Genomic DNA, 21727 nt, shown 5'->3' on the forward strand with positions numbered 1-21727 from the left:
CACTGGCCAGCAGTTGAATCTTGCTCATCACATCCGGCGATTTTTTCGCCAGCTCGATCAGCTGATCCGCACTGCTGCCCAATCGATCAACAAACTCACCGGGATTCTTCAGAATGTCCGAAATCAGGTTGATCCCGTCCCACACCCCCTCGATCGCCGCCCAACTGCCCGCCAACATGCCGTTGCCCACCGCGATGGAAGTCGACTGCGACCACTGCGGCTTGAACGGTTGCCACTCACTGCGCAGCCACTTTTCCAGCGACTGACTCAGCCCATCGTAAGATTGGAATAGCTCATCAATTTGCTTCGGCGATACCTCGCTCTGCACCCGCACACGGTAGAACTTGCCCGCCTCGCCCCTGAACTCTCCCTTACCGTTTTCATCAAGGGTGACCGGCGTCGACCCGCCACCCTCCAGCGCAATCACATCAACCTGAATGTTCCCCAGTGGAACGTCATACACCGACTCGAACTTGCTCTCGATCTGCAGAATCCCGCCTTGCGAACACTGCGCTACCGTGGAGATAAAGTCGTCATCACCGCTGCTGACAACGGTGCGGGTGGTGCCCAACGTGATCACCCGCTCCATGCCCATCAGCGAAGGCATGTCCGTGGCGCGGCTGACCTTGTCGGCAGCCTGGCTGAACCAGCGTTTGAGCTGTTGGCGGTAAAGCGTCAGGGTGTCCGGAAAGCTGTCGAGCTCCTGCTCAATGCGGGCGATGTGATCCATCAGCCCACCGAAAGATCAGCAGCCACGTGAAAGACCGGGTCGAACATGAGCAATCCCTCGCACAGGAAATTAGGCGCGAGGGACTTTGCGGGGGATCCGCGAGGAAAGAAGTCAGGCAAAGATGATGTTGATGTAGGGCGATTCGCTAAAACCAAAGCGCGGCGTAGAAGTTTCCCCCTACGCCGCGCTGGTCTGTCAGAAAAATCAGTGTCTATTCAGAACTGCGGGAGGCCAATTCTTGCAGCTTGATTGGCGCCAATGGATGCCCGGCCTTCGCCGCAATGCTCCAGAACCGCGCCGCTTCAGCCGGGTCTGGCGCCTTGCTTGCCGTTCCTGCCAGGCTGATCACACCCAATTGATAGGCCGCTTTGCCATCACCGGCCAAGGCTGCCAGACGCAGCAAGCGAACACCCTCTTCGCGAGCCCCCAGACCGACACCGCGAAACGTCAGGATGTGGCCATAGAAGCTCTGGGCGCCGACATCGCCAAGGTTTACCATGCGGGCGAACTGACCTTCGAGCCAGCTCCAGCCTCTGGGTTGGCGCACAAACCATTGCCAGTGAAAAAGCCTACGCGCCAGCCAGTAACCGGCCTGCGCCTTGAGTCGAAAAAACACTCAGGCCTCCGCCGACTCGGGATACTCGTATTCAAATACTCGCACCACCTCCGAGGCATGCCAGGACGCGGCGGCGACACCGTCGGAAGGCCCGGAGAATCGCCCGAGACGCTCGACACATTCGAAGAAACCGGTGCGTGGCAGGCGACTGGCACCCTGGCTGATCACCAGTGAACTGCGCAGCGGTTGTTCCGCTTTGGCGTCCAGCGCCGCCAGGTGCTCAAGCGCGGCAGTCAACGTTTGCATCGCGGGCGTAGGAAGTTGCAGTCGCTCCAACAACGCACGATAAGTCAGGAGATGGCGCTGTCGGCGCGCCTGATCCAGTTCGCCGAGCAATCCGTCCCAATGTTGACGACTGATGCGTACGCTCACGATTCGTCCCTCCACCCTGGCACCGTCAGTTCCCAGGCCAGGCTTCGGCGAATCGCGGCGTCGGGCTGACGCTCGCCACTTTCGATCATGGCCAGATAAGACGGGCTGATGCCTACCGTGCGGGCCAGCGCCTCGATGGCGATGCCCTTCCCTTCGCGCAAACTGCGTAGTTGATCAAGACCTGGAAGAATCGGGTCCTGGGTGGTCGCGAGCGGCGCTGGGGCCTGGCGCGACGGTGCTTCGATGATGCCTGCTGCTTTCAGTAGAGCCTGATACTGAGCCCATGGCAGAACCGCATATTCGGGCTCGCCTTCGCGTGTAATTATCTGAATATCCATGACTACCCCGTAGGACAACAACACTTAGCGAGTCGGCACTTTTCCCTAGAAGTGTAATCCTAACAGCGGCCAAGGTCGCGGGGGGTATCTATCTGTTGTTGAGACTGATTTGGCTCAACGTTTTTTCGGTCCCTGAAGATGAAGTTGTGCCGGGGTATCGGGCAGGCGTTCAACCACGGCGAGCTTCTCTGGCACCTGACGTTTGCGCCAGGCACGGAAGGCGCTGAGTTCGTCGTCGAGCACTTTCATCAACCAGGCCAGCACGGCGATGTCATCGAGCATGCCGAACATCGGCAGGAAATCCGGAATCGCATCCACCGGACTGAGGAAATACATCAGGCCTGCCACGACGGATACCAGTGCTTTAGGGCTGATCGCGCGGTACTCGCCACGCCAGTAAGCTAGGCAGAGCGCCTGCAACAGGCGCAGATCATCCTTGAGTTTGCCCAGTCGGTTGCCTTGCATGGCACCTTTACTGGCCACTGCGAACAGCAAGGTCGGCAAGCGTCCACGTGCGATCAGGCGACCGGCCAAAGGCAGGAAACGAGCAAAACTCCACGGTGCCTTCATGATTCCTCCCACGTAAATGTTATCCACACAAATTGTGGATAACCTTGTGAACAGAGCTGCTTTTCATCGCTGAAAGCCCCGCAGCACAAGGGTTTAACTCAGATCGGGCGTTTTTTACTCATCTAAAAAAACCCAATATTTCATTGACTTGGCGCGTCCGCGCGGTTAGCCGCGGTCCTACACTGGCTCTGACTCCAGACTACAGCATCGGTTCGCTTTGTTTACCCGCGTCGGACACCAGATGCAACAACGCCCCGCATAAGCGAGGCGTTGTTTTTAGAGCAGACGCTGATTACTTCGCGGCGTCTTCTTTTGCTGGATCCTTGATTGCCAGCAGTTCCAGGTCGAATACCAGCACCGAGTTGGCCGGAATCGCCGGGCTTGGGCTTTGCGCGCCGTAAGCCAGTTCGCTTGGAATGTACAGCTTGTACTTCTCGCCAACGTGCATCAGTTGCAGACCTTCGACCCAACCCGGGATCACACCGCTTACCGGCAGATCGATCGGGCTGCCGCGCTCGACGGAGCTATCGAACACGGTGCCGTTGGTCAGCTTGCCGGTGTAGTGAACGGTCACTACGTCAGTCGGTTTAGGTTGAGCGCCGTCGGCTTTCTTTTCCACTTCGTACTGCAGACCGGAAGCGGTGGTCACTACGCCAGCCTTCTTGGCGTTTTCTTCGAGGAATTTCTTGCCGGCGGCTGCCGACTCTTCGCTCATCTTGGCCATGCGCTCTTCGGCACGCTTTTGCAGTGCGGCGAAGGCTTCAACCAACTCTTCGTCTTTGAGCTTCTGTTCTTTTTTGCCGACGGCATCTTCGATGCCTTGGGCTACAGCTTTGGAATCCAGGTCATCCATGCCTTCCTGAGCCAGGCTCTTGCCCATGTTCAGGCCAATGCCGTAGGAAGCTTTTTGCGCCGGGGTTTTCAGCTCTACGCTGGTTTGCGAGTCGCAACCCGCGAGTACCAGGCTTACCAGGGCCACCGCCGCCGCCAACCGATGCTGTTTCATGCTATTTCCTTGTTCATGCGCCTAAAGGGCAATCGAGTAAAGCCGCGAGCTTATCAGGCGGCCACGACCAATGGCTACCGGCATGAGAGCCAGAGATTTTGGATAAGTTCAGGTGTTTAAACGCTTTTCGGAGTGTAGACGATGAAACTTCTGTCATCTGAGTCTTATCAAGGCAACCTCCTACCCCAAAACTCTGGCGTAAGCGCTACTACCCTTGAATACTAGAAACAAAAAAAGCGATCAGAAGATCGCTTTTTCCAGGCCTGGCCAAATCCCAGACAGCAAAAAGCCCGCATATAGCGGGCTTTCTGTGGTGACCTGGCGTTCAGTGTTCCAAGTTACCGAATATGGCGCAGCGGACGGGACTCGAACCCGCGACCCCCGGCGTGACAGGCCGGTATTCTAACCGACTGAACTACCGCTGCGCGAAACGCTTGAAACGAATGGTGGGTGATGACGGGATCGAACCGCCGACATTCTGCTTGTAAGGCAGACGCTCTCCCAGCTGAGCTAATCACCCTTCGCTTCGTTACGGGACGCATTATGCCACAAGTTTTCATAAAATGTTGATTTAATTGAAGTTTTTTTCAAATAAATCCGAAAACCAGTGAAACGACACAACCCGCGGGTACAACGTACAAACTTGAGACAGAAAAAAACCCGCTTTAGCGGGTTTTTCAGTGGTGACCTGGCGTTCAGTGTTCCAGGTTACCGAATATGGCGCAGCGGACGGGACTCGAACCCGCGACCCCCGGCGTGACAGGCCGGTATTCTAACCGACTGAACTACCGCTGCGCGTAACACTTGAAACGAATGGTGGGTGATGACGGGATCGAACCGCCGACATTCTGCTTGTAAGGCAGACGCTCTCCCAGCTGAGCTAATCACCCTTCGCTTCGGTGTGGCGCGCATTCTACGGAGCGACCCCATCTCTGGCAAGCACTTTTTTAAATAATTTTTTCAGGCCTTCCAAAGGCTTAGAGAAGGGTTGGCCTATGGCACACGGAGGACAATAATGCCCGCCTTTGTATAAAGGAGAGACTCACCCCATGTGGTTCAAAAACCTGCTTATCTATCGCCTGACCCAAGATCTGCCTGTTGATGCCGAGGCGTTGGAAACTGCACTGGCCACCAAACTGGCGCGCCCATGTGCAAGCCAGGAGTTGACCACCTACGGTTTCGTTGCGCCTTTCGGCAAGGGCGAAGATGCGCCGCTGGTACACGTCAGCGGTGACTTCCTGCTGATCAGCGCACGCAAGGAAGAACGCATCCTGCCGGGTAGCGTCGTGCGTGACGCGGTGAAGGAAAAGGTCGAAGAGATCGAAGCCGAGCAAATGCGCAAGGTCTATAAGAAGGAACGCGACCAGATCAAGGATGAAATTATCCAGGCGTTCCTGCCTCGCGCCTTTATCCGTCGTTCGTCTACCTTCGCCGCCATCGCGCCTAAACAAGGCTTGATCCTAGTCAACTCGGCCAGCCCGAAACGTGCCGAAGACCTGTTGTCCACCCTGCGTGAAGTGATCGGCACCCTGCCTGTACGCCCGCTGACCGTAAAGATGTCCCCGACCGCGACCATGACCGAATGGGTCACCACTCAGAAAGCGGCGGACGATTTCTTTGTACTGGACGAGTGCGAACTGCGAGACACCCACGAAGACGGCGGCATTGTGCGCTGCAAGCGCCAAGACCTGACCAGCGAAGAAATCCAGCTGCATTTGAGCACTGGCAAAGTGGTCACTCAGCTGTCGCTGGCGTGGCAGGACAAGCTGTCCTTCGTGCTTGACGACAAGATGGTGGTCAAGCGCCTGAAATTCGAAGATTTGTTGCAAGACCAGGCAGAACAGGACGGCGGCGACGAAGCCCTTGGCCAACTGGATGCCAGCTTCACCTTGATGATGCTGACCTTCGGTGACTTCCTGCCGGCGCTGGTTGAGGCGTTGGGTGGGGAAGAGACTCCGCAGGGGATCTGATTGCTATCGGCGCCAAGCATTAATGGTGGCGCCGGCTTAAAAGATCGCAGCCTTCGGCAGCTCCTACATTGATTCGGTTGATCGCAAATAATGCGGATAGACCTGATTCCTGTAGGAGCTGCCGCAGGCTGCGATCTTTTTTTGCAAGCAGCGTATGCTTAGCTCCCTAACGCTTTCACACATAATAAGGATCAGGCCATGCGCGCACTGGCTGCATTGAGTCGTTTTGTCGGCAACACTTTCGCTTACTGGGTACTGATTTTCGCCGTCGTGGCGTTCCTGCAACCGGCGTGGTTCATCGGCCTGAAAGGCGCGATCGTGCCGCTGTTGGGGCTGGTGATGTTCGGCATGGGCCTGACGCTCAAGCTTGAAGACTTTGCCGAAGTCGCTCGCCATCCATGGCGCGTAGCCCTCGGTGTGGTTGCACATTTCGTGATCATGCCCGGTGTGGCGTGGCTGCTCTGCCAGGCATTCCATTTGCCGCCAGAAATCGCCGTCGGCGTGATCCTGGTCGGTTGCTGCCCAAGCGGCACCTCGTCGAACGTGATGACCTGGCTGGCACGCGGCGACCTGGCGTTGTCGGTGGCCATCGCCGCCGTCACCACCCTCCTCGCCCCGCTGCTGACCCCGGCGCTGATCTGGCTGCTGGCTTCGGCCTGGCTGCCGGTGTCGTTCATGGAGTTGTTCTGGTCGATCCTGCAAGTGGTGCTGCTGCCGATCGTGCTTGGTGTAGTTGCCCAGCGTCTGCTCGGTGATCGGGTTCGTCACGCGGTGGATGTGTTGCCGCTGGTGTCGGTGGTCAGCATCGTGATCATCGTCACGGCGGTGGTTGCCGCCAGCCAGGCGAAGATTGCCGAGTCCGGCTTGCTGATTATGGCCGTGGTCATGCTGCACAACAGCTTCGGCTATTTGCTGGGTTACTTCACCGGGCGCCTGTTCAAGCTGCCTTTGGCCCAGCGCAAGTCGCTGGCGCTGGAAGTCGGCATGCAGAACTCCGGGTTGGGCGCCGCCCTGGCCAGCGCACATTTCTCGCCACTTGCGGCGGTACCGAGTGCGTTGTTCAGCGTTTGGCACAACATTTCCGGGGCGCTGCTCTCGACGTATTTCCGCCGCATGAGCGAGAAAGAAGACCGGAAAATCGCGGGTCAGCAAGCTACTGAGTAATCCAAAAACTTGATCCCCGGGTTAATGCTGGGCACTCTATTGCGCAACGCGAGGACGACCTCGCGGCTCAATCGAGTCATTAATCTGGGGACGACCCCGTCAATCGATGAGGTCTTTGATGTCCTGGATCATTCTGTTTTTCGCCGGCCTGTTCGAAGTCGGCTGGGCCGTCGGCCTGAAGTACACCGACGGTTTCAGCCGCCCTCTCCCGACTGCTTTGACAGTTGCTGCCATGGCCATCAGCCTCGGCTTGCTGGGCCTTGCCATGAAGGAATTGCCGCTGGGCACGGCCTATGCGATCTGGACCGGTGTGGGTGCCGTGGGCACGGTGATCGCCGGGATTATTTTGTTCGGTGAGTCCATGGCGCTGGTTCGACTGGCGAGTGTGGCGTTGATTATTGCCGGGCTCGTTGGCCTGAAAGTCAGCACTTAGGCGACTACCGCTATCGCGAGCAGGCTCGCTCCTACAGTGGATTGATGGTGTGTTGGCTATTTGTGACACAACACATTTCCAATGTAGGAGCGAGCCTGCTCGCGATGAGGCCGGCACAAACAACGACTATCTAACTGAACCGCGCAAATCCCCCACCAACACCTGCAACTTGCCCGGCTCCGCCACCTCAACCGCCACCGCCGCTCCCGCCACCAACGTCACCCGCGACCACAACCGGCGAAACAGCCCCTTGCCCGGATCGCGGCTGAAGAAACTCCCCCACAACCCCTGCAACGCCAGCGGAATCACCGGTACCGGCGTCTCTTCGAGTATCCGCGTCAGTCCGCCCTTGAACTCGTTGATCTCGCCATCAGCCGTCAATTTTCCTTCAGGGAAAATGCACACCAGCTCACCGTCCTTCAGATACTGCGCAATACGCGTGAAGGCCCTTTCGTAGATCTGAATGTCTTCGTGACGTCCCGCTATCGGAATCGTCCCGGCCGTGCGAAAGATAAAGTTCAGCACCGGCAGGTTGTAGATTTTGTAGTACATCACGAAGCGAATCGGCCGACGCACCGCACCGCCAATCAGCAAGGCATCGACGAACGACACGTGATTGCACACCAACAACGCCGCGCCTTCGTCGGGGATCGATTCCAGGTTGCGATGCTCCACGCGGTACATGGAATGGCTGAGCAGCCAGATCATGAAACGCATGGTGAATTCCGGGACGATCTTGAAAATGTAGGCGTTGACGCCGATGTTCAGCAGCGACACCACCAGGAACAACTGCGGAATCGACAGCTTGGCGAAGCTTAGCAGGATGATCGAGACAATCGCCGAGACCACCATGAACAGCGCGTTGAGAATATTGTTGGCGGCAATCACCCGCGCCCGTTCGTTCTCGGCGGTGCGCGACTGGATCAGCGCGTACAGCGGCACGATATAGAAACCACCAAAAACGCCCAGACCGAGGATGTCGATCAACACCATCCAGGTGTGGCCAAAGCCGAGAATTTCGATCCAGCCATGGCCCTCGACACTGCTTGGAATACCGCCGGAATGCCACCACAGCAACAAGCCAAACACCGTCAGGCCGAACGAGCCAAACGGCACCAGGCCGATTTCGACTTTGCGCCCGGAGAGCTTCTCGCACAGCATAGAGCCCACGGCGATGCCGACCGAGAACACCGTCAGAATCAGCGTTACCACGGTCTCGTCGCCGTGCATCCATTCCTTGGCGTATGCCGGGATCTGCGTCAGATAAATCGCCCCGACAAACCAGAACCATGAGTTGCCGACAATCGAGCGCGACACCGCCGGGGTTTGTCCCAAGCCCAGCTTCAATGTGGCCCACGATTGGCTGAAAATATTCCAGTTCAGACGCATGTCCGGCGAGGACGCCGCGGCCCGCGGAATGCTGCGACTGGCCAGGTAACCCAGCACCGCAATTCCGATAATCGCCGTGGAAACGATGGGCGCGTAGTGACTGGACGACATCATGATCCCGGCGCCGATGGTCCCGGCCAGAATCGCCAGGAAAGTCCCCATCTCCACCAATCCGTTGCCACCCACCAGCTCATCTTCGCGCAGGGCCTGGGGCAGGATCGAGTATTTCACCGGTCCGAACAGCGCCGAGTGCGTGCCCATGGCGAACAACGCCACCAACATCAGAGACAGGTGATCGAACATGAAACCGACCGCGCCGACCGCCATGATGGCGATTTCCCCGAGCTTGATCAGACGAATCAGCGCGTCCTTGGCGAATTTTTCGCCGAACTGCCCGGCCAGCGCCGAGAACAGAAAGAACGGCAGGATAAACAGCAGCGCGCAGAGGTTGACCCAGATCGAACGGTCACCGTCGATGGTCAGCTTGTACAAAATGGCGAGGATCAACGACTGCTTGAAGATGTTGTCGTTGAAGGCTCCGAGTGACTGTGTCACGAAGAACGGCAAGAAGCGCCGGGTGCGAAGCAAGGTGAACTGTGAGGGGTGACTCATCTTCCATGTCCCTGATTTAGGCAGTGAGTGGCGTGGATACAGCGATTGGAATGTCGCACGTCGATCCAGGCCACACCTTACCTAATCTTTACCGCTTATTTCTTTAATCCTGCAATGCACGGCGAGACAAACAGCTCGCCGCGCCAGGCGCCCAGCACGGTACGTTTGCCGACGATCAGCCACATTACGGCCAGCAAACTCACCAGCACGCAGCCGAAGACATTGAAAAATGTGAGGTGCAAGGTGCTGGCCAGTTTCAACGTTGCCAGCGAGTAGACACCCAACGGGAAGGTAAAACCCCACCAGCCAAGATTGAAAGGTATGCCGGCGCGCAGATAACGCAGCGTGATCAACACCGCCATCAGCATCCACCACAGGCCAAAGCCCCATAGCGTGATCCCGGCGACCAATCCTAGTCCCGCTGCAATTTCACCAACACCCGATAAACCATTGGTGGCGAAAATCGCTGGCGCATCGGCGCCCAACAGCAACATGCCCAGCGCCCCAGTACCAATCGGGCCAAGCGCCAACCAGCTCGAAGCGGCCATGTTTTCATGGGGCAGTTTATGCAGCGCCATGCGCAGCAACAGAATTGTCAGAATGCTGAACGCCACCGGTAGGGAAAATGCCCAGAGCACGTAGCTGGTCACCAGCACCACCAGTTGCGAATGGGCATCGGCGAGATGCGGCGCCAGCAGGCCACCGCTGGCGGCCGCCACTTCCGCCGCCACCACCGGCAACAGCCAAACAGCCGTCATTTGGTCGATGCTGTGTTCCTGACGGGTAAACATCATGTAGGGAATCAGCACGCCGCACGCCAGCGACATCGCCACATCCAGCCACCACAACACCTCGGCCAGTTGAATCACACCCTCGCCCCAACGCGGCAGGCCGAACAGCAGAAAACCGTTGATGATGGTCGCCAGGCCCATGGGGATCGTGCCGAAGAACATCGAAACCGTGGAGTGGCCGAAAATCCGTCGTGCCTCGTCGAAAAACATCGCCCACCGCGCCGCGTACAGCACCGTGAACAGCAGGAATAGAAAGATATTGAATAGCCAAAGCGCTTCGGCAATCCCGCGCAGCACAGGATTGGCGACGGGCAATTGAGCCAGCGCCAACGCCAGCACTCCGGTGCCCATGGTGGCGGCGAACCAGTTAGGCGTGAACTGGCGGATGACCTCGCGCGGGTGCTGCAAATGGCTGAACGGCTTGATACCGGGCTTGATGGTGTTGGGGCATGTCATGGTGAACTCCTGTCCTCTGGTGAGGTAGGAGTCCATGTTAGACCCCGATCGAATATCTATATAACGGGTAATATCTCTAACTGTTATCGGTTTTACGAATAAACATCACCTGATCTCGCTGCACGCACTGACCGCCCGTGGGCGCATCAAGCCAAACAACGCACTCAGCGACAGGATGATCAACACCGCGCCGTAACCATCGGTGGTTGCGACCAGGCCGAAGGTCCGGGAGAGGTTGCCGGCCAGTAACGATGGCAGGCAAAACGCCAGATAACTCAGCACATAAAATGCCGACATCAGCCCGGCACGTTCATGGGGCAAGGCCAGCGGGACCAGGCTGCGCACGGCACCGAGGAACCCGGCGCCGAAGCCACACCCGGCGACCAGCGTTCCCAGGAAAAACAGGGCCAAACTGGCGCTGTGCACGCCCAGTAGAATCAAGATGACACCCGTCGGTAGCAAACTGGCGCCCAATTGCAACGCTCGGGTGGCTGGCCGATTACGAAGGGTGAAAATCATCAAGGCACCGGTGAGCGTCAATGCGGCTACCGTCGCCCCACCGATCAGGTTCGAAGTCGAGCCGGTAGCCGTGCGCACCAACGACGGCGCCAGCGACGCGAAGAAACCGCCGAGCGCCCAAGTCGCAGTGTTGAGCGGCAAAACCCGCCACAAGGTGGCGCGCGCCTGGACCGGCACATGCAGGGTCGGACGCAGCGACGCCAAAGCACCGGCCTGCGGCGAGACACTCTCCGGTAAACGCCAGACATACACGGCCTGCACCGCAAAAAGCGCCAGTAACAGCCAAAAGGTCAAATGCAACGGCGCCGGTGCAAACTCAGCCAACAATCCGCAGCCCATCCCGCCCAGGGCCATGCCGAGCAACGGTGCAACACTGTTGATCAGCGGCCCGTGCTGGCGGTCGGTGTCCAGCAGCGCGGCACTCAAAACAGCGGTGGCCATGCCAGTGGCAAAGCCTTGCAGCACACGGGCAGCGATCAGCCAGGCGACACTGTCGGCGTAAATGAACAACAGCATCGCCAGGATATTCAGCACCACCGCGGTGAAAATCACCGGTTTACGTCCCAGGTAATCCGAGAGCGACCCAACCGTCAGCAGCGCGGCCAGCAGACTCAACGCGTAAACGCCGAAAATCAGAGTCAACACGGCGGCCGAGAACTGCAACTGCTCTTGATACAAGTGATACAAAGGCGTCGGCGCGGTAGAAGCCGCCAGAAAGCTGAGTAAGGTGATCGCCAGAAACCACAGGCTGGCACGGTTTGAAGAACTGGACATGAGCACACTCCGCAAAAGCTAATTATTTGCTTTTGCGGAGTGTGCTACTGACGTGCGCTTAAAGCAAATTCTTTGTGTTAAGGTCCGATACGTGGCTTTAACGACCGGGGCTGTGCCACCACAAACCCCGGCGCGAAACAGGAAATACAGGATGACAGCTCCCACTTTACGTCCCGGCGGCCGCAGCGCCCGGGTGCAGGAATCGATTCACACCGCCGTGCGCGAACTGCTCGAAGAGCAGGACCGCGCTACCGTCACCGTGCCGCAAATTGCCGCGCGCGCGGGCGTCACGCCCTCGACGATTTATCGGCGCTGGGGCGATTTGTCGGCGTTGCTGGCCGACGTCGCCCTCGCCCGCCTGCAACCGGAAACCGAATCAGCCAACACCGGCAGCCTTCAGGGCGATGTGCGGGCCTGGGCGGAACAATATCTGGACGAGATGAGCTCCGCCCCCGGTCGCAACATGCTGCGCGACGTGCAATCGAGCCTCAAGCCAAGCTATTGCGCGACGATCATTGGCGGGCAGTTGCAGACGATCCTGGATCGTTACCCGGATGAGCCCAAACCGAGTGTCGATCGGCTGATCAATATGGTGGCTGCGCCGATCGTGTTTCGAATCCTGTTTTCCGAGGCGCCTCTGGACGTGGAGGAGTTGCACCGGTTGATCGGGATTGCGTTGGGTCAATGAAGCTTGCTCCTACAAGGGATCGCGTTTTTTCTGAATGAACACGGTCGAATGTAGGAGCGAGCCTGCTCGCGATGAGGCCCGAACAGACACCCGAGATTCAAAGAGCTGCTACCTGCGACACCCCACCACCCCACGACCTTGGTCGACACTGACTAACCCCGGCCATCGTGCGAGACTGTTGGTCCGGGCGGGAGGCCCGGGAGTCTTTGTTTTCCGGGAGTTCCCATGTCGCTGTCCAGCGGGCTGATCGCCGCCGTCGCCCTGGCCTATATGGCCATCATGTTCGCCATCGCCTTCTACGGTGACCGCCGCAGCGCGCCATTGCCGCCGCGGGTGCGCGCCTGGGTATATAGCCTTTCGCTGGCGGTCTACTGCACCAGTTGGACGTTCTTCGGCGCGGTGGGTCAGGCGGCCGAACAGCTTTGGTCGTTCCTGCCGATTTACCTCGGGCCGATCCTGCTGTTGATCGGTGCACCGTGGGTGCTGCAAAAAATGGTGATGATCAGCAAACAGGAAAACATCACCTCGATTGCCGACTTCATTGCCGCACGGTACGGCAAATCCCAATCGCTGGCGGTGGTGGTGGCGCTAATCTGCCTGGTCGGCGTGTTGCCCTACATTGCCTTGCAACTCAAGGGCATCGTCCTCGGCGTGAACCTGCTGATCGGCGCCGGTGCCGATGCCATGGGCGTTCGCGCGCAGGACACCGCACTGATCGTATCGCTGGTGCTGGCACTGTTCACCATCGTCTTCGGTACGCGCAACCTCGATGCAACCGAACACCACCGCGGCATGGTGCTGGCGATTGCGTTCGAATCGCTGGTCAAGCTGTTCGCGTTTTTGGCGGTCGGCGCGTACGTGACGTTCGGGCTCTACGACGGGTTCGACGACCTGTTCGATCAGGCGATGCTCGCCCCGCGCCTCGAAGAATACTGGAAGGAAACCATCAACTGGCCGTCGATGGTGGTGCAGACCGGGGTGGCGATGATGGCGATCATTTGCCTGCCGCGACAGTTCCACGTGACCGTTGTCGAGAACATCGACCCGCAGGATTTGCGCCTGGCGAAATGGGTGTTCCCGGCCTACCTTGCCTTGGCGGCATTGTTCGTCGTACCGATTGCGCTGGCGGGTCAGATGCTACTGCCGAGTTCGGTGCTGCCGGACTCCTTCGTCATCAGCCTGCCGCTGGCCCAGGCTCATCCGGCGTTGGCGCTGCTGGCGTTTATCGGCGGTGCTTCGGCGGCCACCGGCATGGTGATCGTGGCCAGCGTGGCGTTGTCGACCATGGTTTCCAACGACATGCTGCTGCCGTGGCTGCTGCGCCGCAACAACGCCGAGCGTCCGTTCGAAGTGTTCCGCCAATGGATGTTGTCGGTGCGCCGCGTGACCATCGTGGTCATTCTGCTGCTGGCCTACGTCAGTTATCGGTTACTGGGCTCGACTGCGAGCCTGGCGACCATTGGCCAGATCGCATTCGCTGCGGTGACACAGCTGGCACCGGCCATGCTCGGCGCGCTGTACTGGAAACAGGCCAACCGCCGAGGCGTATTCGCCGGCCTCGCTGCCGGGACATTCCTGTGGTTCTACACCCTGGTTCTACCGATTGCCGCCCACAGCCTGGGAATGTCTTTGAACAGTTTCCCGGGCCTGGCCTGGCTGCACAGCAACCCGCTGAACCTGCCGATCACCCCGCTGACCCAAGGCGTGGTGCTGTCCCTTGCCGGCAACTTCACATTGTTCGCCTGGGTTTCGGTGCTATCGCGCACGCGGGTATCGGAACACTGGCAGGCCGGTCGTTTCATCGGCCAGGAGATCAGCGCCCGCCCGAGCGCACGCTCGATGCTGGCGGTGCAGATCGAGGATTTGCTGCAACTGGCCGCTCGCTTTGTGGGTGAGGAACGCGCCCGCCAGAGCTTCATCCGGTTTGCCTACCGCCAGGGCAAAGGCTTCAACCCGAACCAGAATGCCGACGGCGAATGGATCGCCCACACCGAGCGCTTGCTGGCCGGTGTGCTCGGCGCCTCATCGACGCGCGCGGTAGTGAAAGCCGCCATCGAAGGTCGGGAGATGCAGCTGGAGGACGTCGTGCGGATCGCCGACGAAGCCTCGGAAGTCCTGCAATTCAACCGGGCGTTGCTGCAAGGCGCAATCGAAAACATCACCCAGGGCATCAGCGTGGTCGACCAGTCGCTGAAACTGGTGGCCTGGAACCGTCGCTATCTTGAGCTGTTCAACTACCCGGACGGTTTGATCAGCATCGGCCGCCCCATTGCCGACATCATTCGCTACAACGCCGAGCGCGGATTGTGTGGCCCCGGCGAAGCCGAAGTGCATGTTGCCCGGCGCCTGCACTGGATGCGTCAGGGCCGTGCGCATACTTCCGAGCGGATGTTCCCCAATGGCCGGGTGATCGAACTGATCGGCAACCCGATGCCCGGCGGCGGCTTCGTCATGAGTTTCACCGACATCACCCCGTTCCGCGAAGCCGCGCAGGCACTGACCGAGGCCAATGAAGGCCTGGAACAACGGGTTGCCGAGCGCACCCACGAACTGTCGCAACTCAACATGGCGCTGACCGAAGCCAAGGGCACCGCCGAGGCGGCGAACCAGTCGAAAACCCGTTTTCTGGCGGCCGTCAGCCATGACTTGATGCAACCGTTGAACGCCGCGCGATTGTTCTCTGCGGCGCTAAATCATCAGGACGACGGCTTGTCCGCCGAAGCGCAGAAACTGGTCCAGCACCTGGACAGTTCACTGCGTTCGGCCGAAGACTTGATCAGCGATTTGCTCGATATCTCCCGCCTGGAAAACGGCAAGATCAATCCGGATCCCAAGCCGTTCGCACTCAACGAGTTGTTCGACACGCTCGGTGCAGAATTCAAGGCACTGGCGCGGGATCAGGGTTTGAAGTTTCGCGTCAGGGGCAGCAAATTGCGGGTCGACAGTGACATAAAACTGTTGCGCCGGATTTTGCAGAATTTCCTCACCAACGCCTTTCGCTACGCCAAAGGGCCGGTGCTGCTCGGGGTTCGCAGGCGTCGAGGTGAACTGTGCCTGGAGGTCTGGGACCGGGGACCGGGTATTCCGGTGGATAAGCAGCAGGTGATTTTCGAGGAATTCAAACGCCTGGACAGTCACCAGACCCGTGCCGAAAAGGGACTCGGACTGGGCCTGGCGATCGCCGACGGCTTGTGCCGCGTGCTGGGGCATACGTTGCGCGTACGCTCGTGGCCAGGACGCGGCAGCGTGTTTAGCGTCAGCGTTCCGCTGGCCCGCGCGCAATCCGCGTTGCCGGCCAAGGCTGCCGAACTCAACGGCAAATTGCTCAGCGGCGCACAGGTGCTGTGCATCGACAACGAAGACAGCATTCTGATTGGCATGAACAGCTTGTTGACCCGCTGGGGTTGCCAGGTCTGGACTGCGCGTAATCGCGACGAATGCGCAGCGCTGCTGAGCGATGGGGTGCGGCCGCAATTGGCGCTGGTGGATTACCACCTCGATAACGGCGAAACCGGAACCGAGCTGATGGCCTGGTTGCGAACCCGGTTGGGCGAGCCAGTACCCGGCGTAGTGATCAGCGCCGATGGACGACCGGAAACAATGGCCCAGGTGCATGCGGCGGGACTGGATTACCTGGCCAAACCCGTGAAACCGGCGGCGTTGCGGGCGTTGTTGAGTCGGCATTTGCCGTTGTAGCGACATCGTTGAGCCAGCGCAACCCTGTGGCGAGGGAGCTTGCTCCCGCTGGACTGCGCAGCAGTCCCTCTCTTGGGGCCGCTTCGCGACCCAGCGGGAGCAAGCTCCCTCGCCACAAATATCATCGGCGCGCCAGCGATTTACTCCGGCAACTCCACCAACCCATCCACATCAGTCATCGCCCGTTCCAGCAAATCCGCCGGCAGGCTTTTGCTCGCCCGCGCGCCCAGCAACTTCAGTTGTTCGCTGCGACTGACAAGGTTGCCACGCCCTTCTGTCAGCTTGTTGCGCGCCGAGCTGTAGGCCTTGTCCAGTTGCTGCAAGCGATTGCCGACTTCATCCAGATCCTGAATGAACAACACGAACTTGTCGTACAGCCACCCGGCCCTTTCAGCGATTTCCCGGGCGTTCTGGCTCTGGCGCTCCTGTTTCCACAGGCTGTCGATGACGCGCAGAGTGGCCAGCAATGTCGTCGGGCTGACGATCACGATGTTGCGATCGAACGCCTCTTGAAACAGCGTCGGCTCAGCCTGCAACGCGGCGGAAAATGCCGCTTCGATCGGTACGAAAAGCAGCACAAAATCGAGGCTGTGCAAGCCGTCGAGACGTTTGTAATCCTTGCCGGCCAAGCCTTTGACGTGATTGCGCAGGGACAGCACGTGCTGCTTGATGGCGATTTGGCCGATGGCCTCGTCTTCGGCCGCCACGTATTGCTGATAGGCCGTGAGACTGACCTTGGAGTCGACCACCACCTGCTTGTCGCCCGGCAAATAGATGATCACGTCCGGCTGGAATCGCTCGCCGTCCGGGCCCTTGAGATTGACCTGGGTCTGGTACTCGCGACCCTTCTCCAGCCCGGCATGTTCGAGCACGCGCTCGAGGATCAATTCGCCCCAGTTGCCCTGGGTTTTCTGCCCTTTCAAGGCGCGGGTCAGGTTGGTGGCTTCGTCGCTCAGGCGCAAATTGAGTTGTTGCAAACGCTCCAGCTCCTTGGCCAGGGAGAAACGTTCCCGGGCCTCGGCCTGATAGCTTTCCTCGACGCGTTTTTCAAAAGACTGGATACGTTCTTTCAACGGATCGAGCAATTGCCCCAATCGCTGCTGACTAGTTTCGGCAAATCGCTGCTCACGTTCATCGAAGATCTTCCCTGCCAGCTCGGCAAACTGCGCGCGCAGTTCATCTCGAGAGCCTTGCAAGTCATTGAGGCGCTGCTGATGGCTTTCCTGCTGCTCACGCAACTCAGCGTTGAGCGAAGCAGCCTGGGCGTCCAGGCGCCGCAGCTCGGCCTCTTTACCGGCGCGCTCGATATTCCAGGCGTGGGCGGCGTCCCGAGCATCGTCACGCTCGATTTGCAGCAACTCGACTTCACGGCGCAGAGCGGCCAGATCGGCTTGTTTGGCGGCGTTCGCCATGGCCAGATCAGCGACTTCATCGCGACAGGCTTCGAGCTGGGCATTGACCCCATCCTGAGCCATATTCGCTGTGGCCAGACGCTCTTCCATGAGTGCGACCTCTGCCTGCGCCGAGCTCGCCCGGCGCTGGAGTTGCCAGGCCAATACCAGTAACGGCAGAGCAGCGCCCGCCAGACCGAGCAATGCGCTGGTCAAGTCCATAGCCATAGCCATTCCTGCTATTGAAATAATGCTTGAAGGTTAACCAAGGCGTCAGGTCTTGGACAGCTCAGTCTTCGATCAGACCCAGTTCCTGTTGCGCGCGCCGATCCCCTGCCCGCGCGGCCTGACGCAAAAGATCCTGGCCGATCCGGCGATCCCGGGCATTCCCGCATTCCCGACACATCAATTGGCCGAGACGGCTTTGCGCAGCCACGACGCCTTCGCGGGCCGGTTGCTTGAGCAGACGTCCGGCGATGTGTTTGACGTTCGGGTTTTCGCCCAGACGCGGGCTGTCCAGCAGCCACTCCGCCACGCGCATCGAAAAGCGCTTGGGCGACGCAACAGGGGAAGGTTTAGCGGTGTTGGAATCTGATGGTGAACGAAACTTCATAAAGCACTGTGGGGCAGATCGGAAGGCGCGCCACTCTACTCTTTTTTTCTTACAGGTAAAGCCGAAAAAATCCCGGCACGCCCGTGCTAGAGCAAGCGCTCGGGACAATCCACAGAAGCTGTGGATAACTCAGTGGACAACCGTCCTTGAACTCGCGCAAAGCCCTGTGGAATGGGGCCTGCAGTCAAACTGACGATTTTTTCACCAGTAAAAAAAAGCGATGTTTTTCATTGACTTAAATTTTGGTTACAGGCACCCACTGCACTTGAAAGCTAGATGACAGTGAGGTGACAGGCTGCGCAACATATGTGCACAACTACCTCTGAGACGGTTATATCGATGCGCTTTTTCGGCGCACTTTGCTACCTGACCTGGGGATAAACCTTGGCAAACCCGTGATCCAGGCGGTTCGCGAAGGAGTGGATTATCACGACCACCGGTCGGATTATGTGCAATAAAGACGCGTATCTGCAGGCGACTAACGTTCGATTAGCGCTCATGCGGGGACAAGTGAATGCCACACCGGCACTCTTTTTTGCTAACACACTTCCCTTCGCCCATTCAATCCGTTACTATCCGCGGCGTTAGTACCAAGCTGAAAGTCAATTCTGGTCGAACAAATCCCCCCGGACAGCCTTCCCAAAGGAAGCCTCCACCGAACAAGCGGGATCGACCACCTCGATGGTTTCCAGGTAAATCTTGTGCCAACACAGCCTTTGAATCGAAAGCAAAGGGTGTTGCCAGGCTCACTTACTCTGACCGAACCAGCCTGCAAATTGATCAGGATCTTCACCCCGGGCCCAGAACCTTTGCCCTTGATGTGTTGCCTGCCCTCCTAAGTACCTACCTGCCAGCCCAAGCGCGCCAATTTAAAGCGCTTCAACTGGCTGCTTTGTTCCAGTCGGGTTCTTCGTTCGACCAACGGTGGTCGTCGTCACTGGAACGTTTTAATTTTGCACGGTTCTTATCCGTGTCGCTTGTAGGAACACCCAATGACTATGTCTACTCAAATCCACACCCAGGATGCCATCCGCACCCTAACCAATGCTTTTGCACCAATGAACTGCCTGATCATGGCCGCTCGCAAAGGCTGCTTCAGCTTCACCCTGGTCAACGAACACGGCATCGCTCGTCACAGCGAACGCCTGTACCCCGATCAATACTCCAGCGCCGAACCGCTGCAGGCAGTGATCGAGCGTACCCGTCAGGCACTGGTTGCCTGAGACGCCAGAAACGCTGAAACATCAAAAGCCCCGCTCAAAAAGCGGGGCTTTTTATTGCCTGAAGTTTCAGATGGGCAAGACATCGGCTAAGTACAAAGCGATATAACGGTTATAACTGCTCGCCACAAATATTTTAAAAACAGACCTTTACGGTACGAATATGACACTACACTTCAACTCAAGCGGCTTGATCCGCTTCCGGCGAGCCTGAGTCGATCCACCGCTGCCAAGGCCTTTCAGGTTTCGCCGCCCATTTCAGTTTTCGAGGGTTTTATGGGTATCGCTGCCAGCGAACTGTGTCGTTATGTGATCCGTCCGACATTGATTTACCTGGGACGCCATAGCGCAACTGCCGAATCCCTGCTGCTGGGCATCGCCGCCAGTCAGTCAGCCCTTGGTTCCGCCCTCCACGACCGCCGTGGTCACGGCCTTTACCGAATTGCCGAACCCCGCCACCAGGCGCTCTGGGATCACTACCTGGCACTCGACCCCGAACGCGCAAGCCTGGTCCGTGGCCTGGCCAGCCAGCACGCGTTTCTCAGCGGCCCGCACCTTGAATTGACCGTTAACCTGCGTTACGCCACAGCCATCGCCTGGCTGCTGGTCGAAGAACAGAACACTCCCCTGCCCGAAGCAGACGACCTGTTGGGAATGGCCCGCATCTGGCGCCAGACCTTCCATCCTCAAGGACGCCTCAGGGACTTTACCTGCGCCTGGCAAACTTGTGTTTCACCGCTGAATCAGGTTGCCTGCTAACCGCATCTGGATCCAAAGATCGCACAACACGCTGCGAATTCGGTCGGATTGTCCTACAAAACCGCTCTAAATCAAGCGATACAGCCTATGGCGCTGGGACGAAAATGTTGGTAATTTTCGCCCCGGTGATCACCAGGAGTTCTAATAATGAAAAAAGTAATGCTCAAAACCACCATTAGCCTCGCCGTTGCCATGGCATCCACCCAGATCTTCGCAAGTGGCTTTGCCCTCAACGAACAAAGCATCAGCGGGATGGGGACAGGTTTTGCCGGGCGATCTTCTTCTGCCGACGACGCATCCACCCTAGTTGGCAACCCTGCCGGCATGTCTCGCCTCAAGCGCGAACAAGTCACCGGCGGTGTTGCATTTATCGACGCACACACCGACATCAGCGATGCCAGCGCCCGCAATGGCGGCACCAACAAAGGTGACATGGTCCCTTTCATGGGCGTGCCGATGGGCTACTACGTCAAGCCAATCGATGACCAGTGGGCGGTCGGTTTCGGCGTCTACGCTCCATTCGGCCTGGTGACCGACTACGAGAACGGCTTTGCCGGCCGTTACTTCGGCAGCAAGAGCGAAGTTCAAATCATCACCCTGCAGCCAACCGTCAGCTATGCCTTCAACGACAAGGTGTCGATCGGTTTCGGCCCGACCATCAACCGTATCGACGGCAAGCTGGAATCGAACCTGTCGCTGAGCCCGAACCCAGCCGCACCGGACGGTGAAGTCAAAATCAAGGGTGACGACACTGCACTCGGCTACAACATCGGTATTCTGGTTCAAGCCACCGACTCCACTCGCGTCGGCCTGACCTATCACTCGAAAGTGAAGTACAAGCTCGACGGTGACACCAAGCTCAGCTACGCCCCGCTCGGCCCACTGGGTCAACAGAAGTTTGATGCTTCGCTGGACATTACCACCCCTGAGTCCGTGGACTTTTCGGTCACTCATCAGCTGGACGACCAGTGGACCCTCTACGCAGGCAGCACCTGGACTCGCTGGAGCCGCCTGAAAGAAATCTCCGTCGAGAACAGTGGCGTGCCTGCTCCTTTGGCCCCAGCGTTCGGCACCATCACTGAAGAACAGAACTGGCATGACACCTGGGCTCACGCCATCGGTGCTTCGTACCAGTTGAACAAGCAGTGGGTCCTGCGTACCGGTCTGTCGGTTGACCAGTCGCCAACCAACAACGAAAACCGCTCCCCACGTATTCCGACTGGCGATCGCACGATTTTCAGCCTGGGCGCCGGTTGGAGCCCGACCGACGACCTGACCATCGACCTGGCGTACTCGTATCTGCGCGAGGAGTCGGTCAAGGTCAACGACAACAATGGCCGTCAGAACTACAGCGCCAAGTATGAAAACTGGGCGAATGGCTTCGGTGTTGGTGCGACCTACCGCTTCTGATGATTCATGGCGAGCCTGAACCCCTCGCCACCTGAATCAACAAAAAGCCCCGCTCTCTTGTACAGAGGCGGGGCTTTTTCATTTTCGACTTAAATGCGATTTGTAGGAGCCGGCTTGCTGGCGATGGTCGTTAACGATGACGCGCATGGCCTGGTTAAACGGGGAGTTTCCATCGCCAGCAAGCCGGCTCCTACAGGTATTGCGTTATCA

General features: G+C 58.5%; 18 protein-coding genes, 4 tRNA genes and 1 pseudogene. 8 read left to right on the top strand and 15 right to left on the bottom strand.

Annotated features, from left to right (window positions below; all coding sequences use genetic code 11):
* The 10 genes and pseudogenes from KGB21_RS07090 to KGB21_RS07135 all read right to left on the bottom strand — a co-directional run.
* A pseudogene (locus KGB21_RS07090) lies at window positions 1-730 on the bottom strand (type IV secretion protein Rhs); the annotation flags it as partial.
* A 211-nt stretch (window positions 731-941) separates the two neighbouring features.
* Window positions 942-1346 (bottom strand): sel1 repeat family protein, encoded by a 405-nt coding sequence (locus KGB21_RS07095; protein ID WP_223504469.1) that lies wholly within the window; start codon window positions 1344-1346, stop codon window positions 942-944.
* Window positions 1347-1718, bottom strand: a complete 372-nt coding sequence (locus KGB21_RS07100; RefSeq protein ID WP_003223109.1) for a hypothetical protein — start codon at window positions 1716-1718, stop codon at window positions 1347-1349.
* Complete coding sequence (locus KGB21_RS07105) at window positions 1715-2056, bottom strand: helix-turn-helix domain-containing protein (protein WP_223504471.1); 342 nt, start codon at window positions 2054-2056, stop codon at window positions 1715-1717. Before KGB21_RS07105 ends, KGB21_RS07100 begins: the two co-directional genes overlap by 4 nt.
* Window positions 2057-2170: 114 nt before the next feature.
* Window positions 2171-2626 (bottom strand): YkvA family protein, encoded by a 456-nt coding sequence (locus tag KGB21_RS07110; protein WP_034146395.1) that lies wholly within the window; start codon window positions 2624-2626, stop codon window positions 2171-2173.
* Between the two features lie 292 nt (window positions 2627-2918).
* Complete coding sequence (locus KGB21_RS07115; protein ID WP_008060887.1) at window positions 2919-3632, bottom strand: FKBP-type peptidyl-prolyl cis-trans isomerase; 714 nt, start codon at window positions 3630-3632, stop codon at window positions 2919-2921.
* A gap of 348 nt (window positions 3633-3980) precedes the next feature.
* Window positions 3981-4057 (bottom strand) — tRNA-Asp (locus KGB21_RS07120).
* A 19-nt stretch (window positions 4058-4076) separates the two neighbouring features.
* Window positions 4077-4152, bottom strand: a tRNA-Val gene (locus tag KGB21_RS07125).
* Between the two features lie 198 nt (window positions 4153-4350).
* A tRNA-Asp gene (locus KGB21_RS07130) sits at window positions 4351-4427 on the bottom strand.
* 19 nt (window positions 4428-4446) lie between these two features.
* Window positions 4447-4522 (bottom strand) — tRNA-Val (locus KGB21_RS07135).
* Between the two features lie 159 nt (window positions 4523-4681).
* On the opposite strand from KGB21_RS07135, the gene rdgC reads away from it, so the two are divergent.
* From rdgC to sugE, 3 genes are all read left to right on the top strand, one after another.
* Window positions 4682-5602 (top strand): recombination-associated protein RdgC, encoded by a 921-nt coding sequence (rdgC, locus tag KGB21_RS07140; protein ID WP_008060875.1) that lies wholly within the window; start codon window positions 4682-4684, stop codon window positions 5600-5602.
* Window positions 5603-5800: 198 nt separating this feature from the next.
* Window positions 5801-6766 (top strand): bile acid:sodium symporter family protein, encoded by a 966-nt coding sequence (locus tag KGB21_RS07145; RefSeq protein WP_223504473.1) that lies wholly within the window; start codon window positions 5801-5803, stop codon window positions 6764-6766.
* A 118-nt stretch (window positions 6767-6884) separates the two neighbouring features.
* On the top strand, window positions 6885-7199 hold the full coding sequence (gene sugE, locus KGB21_RS07150) for a quaternary ammonium compound efflux SMR transporter SugE (RefSeq protein WP_034146393.1): 315 nt from the start codon (window positions 6885-6887) through the stop codon (window positions 7197-7199).
* A gap of 126 nt (window positions 7200-7325) precedes the next feature.
* On the opposite strand, the gene KGB21_RS07155 is transcribed toward sugE, so the two are convergent.
* From KGB21_RS07155 to KGB21_RS07165, 3 genes are all read right to left on the bottom strand, one after another.
* The gene (locus KGB21_RS07155; protein WP_223504475.1) at window positions 7326-9200 is read right to left on the bottom strand and encodes an MFS transporter; all 1875 of its coding nucleotides are present in this window, start codon (window positions 9198-9200) and stop codon (window positions 7326-7328) included.
* Window positions 9201-9295: 95 nt separating this feature from the next.
* The gene (locus KGB21_RS07160) at window positions 9296-10447 is read right to left on the bottom strand and encodes a TDT family transporter (RefSeq protein WP_223504476.1); all 1152 of its coding nucleotides are present in this window, start codon (window positions 10445-10447) and stop codon (window positions 9296-9298) included.
* Window positions 10448-10552: 105 nt separating this feature from the next.
* Window positions 10553-11740 carry an MFS transporter gene (locus KGB21_RS07165; protein WP_034146390.1) on the bottom strand — a complete coding sequence of 396 codons (1188 nt, stop codon included), beginning with the start codon at window positions 11738-11740 and terminating at the stop codon, window positions 10553-10555.
* A gap of 151 nt (window positions 11741-11891) precedes the next feature.
* Here KGB21_RS07165 and KGB21_RS07170 point away from each other — a divergent pair, with 151 nt between their 5' ends.
* Window positions 11892-12428: a TetR/AcrR family transcriptional regulator gene (locus tag KGB21_RS07170; protein ID WP_223504478.1), complete on the top strand. Its 537-nt coding sequence runs from the start codon at window positions 11892-11894 to the stop codon at window positions 12426-12428.
* A gap of 225 nt (window positions 12429-12653) precedes the next feature.
* Window positions 12654-16124, top strand: a complete 3471-nt coding sequence (locus tag KGB21_RS07175) for a hybrid sensor histidine kinase/response regulator (protein WP_034146388.1) — start codon at window positions 12654-12656, stop codon at window positions 16122-16124.
* A gap of 140 nt (window positions 16125-16264) precedes the next feature.
* Here KGB21_RS07175 and rmuC read toward each other — a convergent pair whose 3' ends face one another.
* Window positions 16265-17626, bottom strand: coding sequence for a DNA recombination protein RmuC (gene rmuC / locus KGB21_RS07180; protein ID WP_172668630.1), 1362 nt, complete (start codon window positions 17624-17626; stop codon window positions 16265-16267).
* Window positions 17627-17804: 178 nt separating this feature from the next.
* On the bottom strand, window positions 17805-18128 hold the full coding sequence (locus KGB21_RS07185; protein ID WP_080757824.1) for a hypothetical protein: 324 nt from the start codon (window positions 18126-18128) through the stop codon (window positions 17805-17807).
* Between the two features lie 998 nt (window positions 18129-19126).
* Here KGB21_RS07185 and KGB21_RS07190 point away from each other — a divergent pair.
* From KGB21_RS07190 to KGB21_RS07200, 3 genes are all read left to right on the top strand, one after another.
* Complete coding sequence (locus tag KGB21_RS07190; RefSeq protein WP_007898912.1) at window positions 19127-19351, top strand: hypothetical protein; 225 nt, start codon at window positions 19127-19129, stop codon at window positions 19349-19351.
* A gap of 273 nt (window positions 19352-19624) precedes the next feature.
* Window positions 19625-20107 carry a hypothetical protein gene (locus KGB21_RS07195; protein WP_034146385.1) on the top strand — a complete coding sequence of 161 codons (483 nt, stop codon included), beginning with the start codon at window positions 19625-19627 and terminating at the stop codon, window positions 20105-20107.
* Window positions 20108-20254: 147 nt separating this feature from the next.
* Window positions 20255-21517: an OmpP1/FadL family transporter gene (locus tag KGB21_RS07200; protein ID WP_223504480.1), complete on the top strand. Its 1263-nt coding sequence runs from the start codon at window positions 20255-20257 to the stop codon at window positions 21515-21517.
* Window positions 21518-21727: the final 210 nt, after the last annotated feature.

The organism is Pseudomonas sp. GL-RE-29 (assembly GCF_019947275.1).
GTDB classification, from domain to species: domain Bacteria; phylum Pseudomonadota; class Gammaproteobacteria; order Pseudomonadales; family Pseudomonadaceae; genus Aquipseudomonas; species Aquipseudomonas fluorescens_A.

Coding starts and splice junctions, on each gene's coding strand:
- KGB21_RS07105 (WP_223504471.1), bottom strand. CDS start 2,056: ATGGATATTCAGATAATTACACGCGAAGGCGAGCCCGAATATGCGGTT.
- KGB21_RS07110 (WP_034146395.1), bottom strand. CDS start 2,626: ATGAAGGCACCGTGGAGTTTTGCTCGTTTCCTGCCTTTGGCCGGTCGC.
- KGB21_RS07115 (WP_008060887.1), bottom strand. CDS start 3,632: ATGAAACAGCATCGGTTGGCGGCGGCGGTGGCCCTGGTAAGCCTGGTA.
- rdgC (WP_008060875.1), top strand. CDS start 4,682: ATGTGGTTCAAAAACCTGCTTATCTATCGCCTGACCCAAGATCTGCCT.
- KGB21_RS07145 (WP_223504473.1), top strand. CDS start 5,801: ATGCGCGCACTGGCTGCATTGAGTCGTTTTGTCGGCAACACTTTCGCT.
- sugE (WP_034146393.1), top strand. CDS start 6,885: ATGTCCTGGATCATTCTGTTTTTCGCCGGCCTGTTCGAAGTCGGCTGG.
- KGB21_RS07155 (WP_223504475.1), bottom strand. CDS start 9,200: ATGAGTCACCCCTCACAGTTCACCTTGCTTCGCACCCGGCGCTTCTTG.
- KGB21_RS07160 (WP_223504476.1), bottom strand. CDS start 10,447: ATGACATGCCCCAACACCATCAAGCCCGGTATCAAGCCGTTCAGCCAT.
- KGB21_RS07165 (WP_034146390.1), bottom strand. CDS start 11,740: ATGTCCAGTTCTTCAAACCGTGCCAGCCTGTGGTTTCTGGCGATCACC.
- KGB21_RS07170 (WP_223504478.1), top strand. CDS start 11,892: ATGACAGCTCCCACTTTACGTCCCGGCGGCCGCAGCGCCCGGGTGCAG.
- KGB21_RS07175 (WP_034146388.1), top strand. CDS start 12,654: ATGTCGCTGTCCAGCGGGCTGATCGCCGCCGTCGCCCTGGCCTATATG.
- rmuC (WP_172668630.1), bottom strand. CDS start 17,626: ATGGAAGAGCGTCTGGCCACAGCGAATATGGCTCAGGATGGGGTCAAT.
- KGB21_RS07185 (WP_080757824.1), bottom strand. CDS start 18,128: ATGAAGTTTCGTTCACCATCAGATTCCAACACCGCTAAACCTTCCCCT.
- KGB21_RS07190 (WP_007898912.1), top strand. CDS start 19,127: ATGTCTACTCAAATCCACACCCAGGATGCCATCCGCACCCTAACCAAT.
- KGB21_RS07195 (WP_034146385.1), top strand. CDS start 19,625: ATGGGTATCGCTGCCAGCGAACTGTGTCGTTATGTGATCCGTCCGACA.
- KGB21_RS07200 (WP_223504480.1), top strand. CDS start 20,255: ATGAAAAAAGTAATGCTCAAAACCACCATTAGCCTCGCCGTTGCCATG.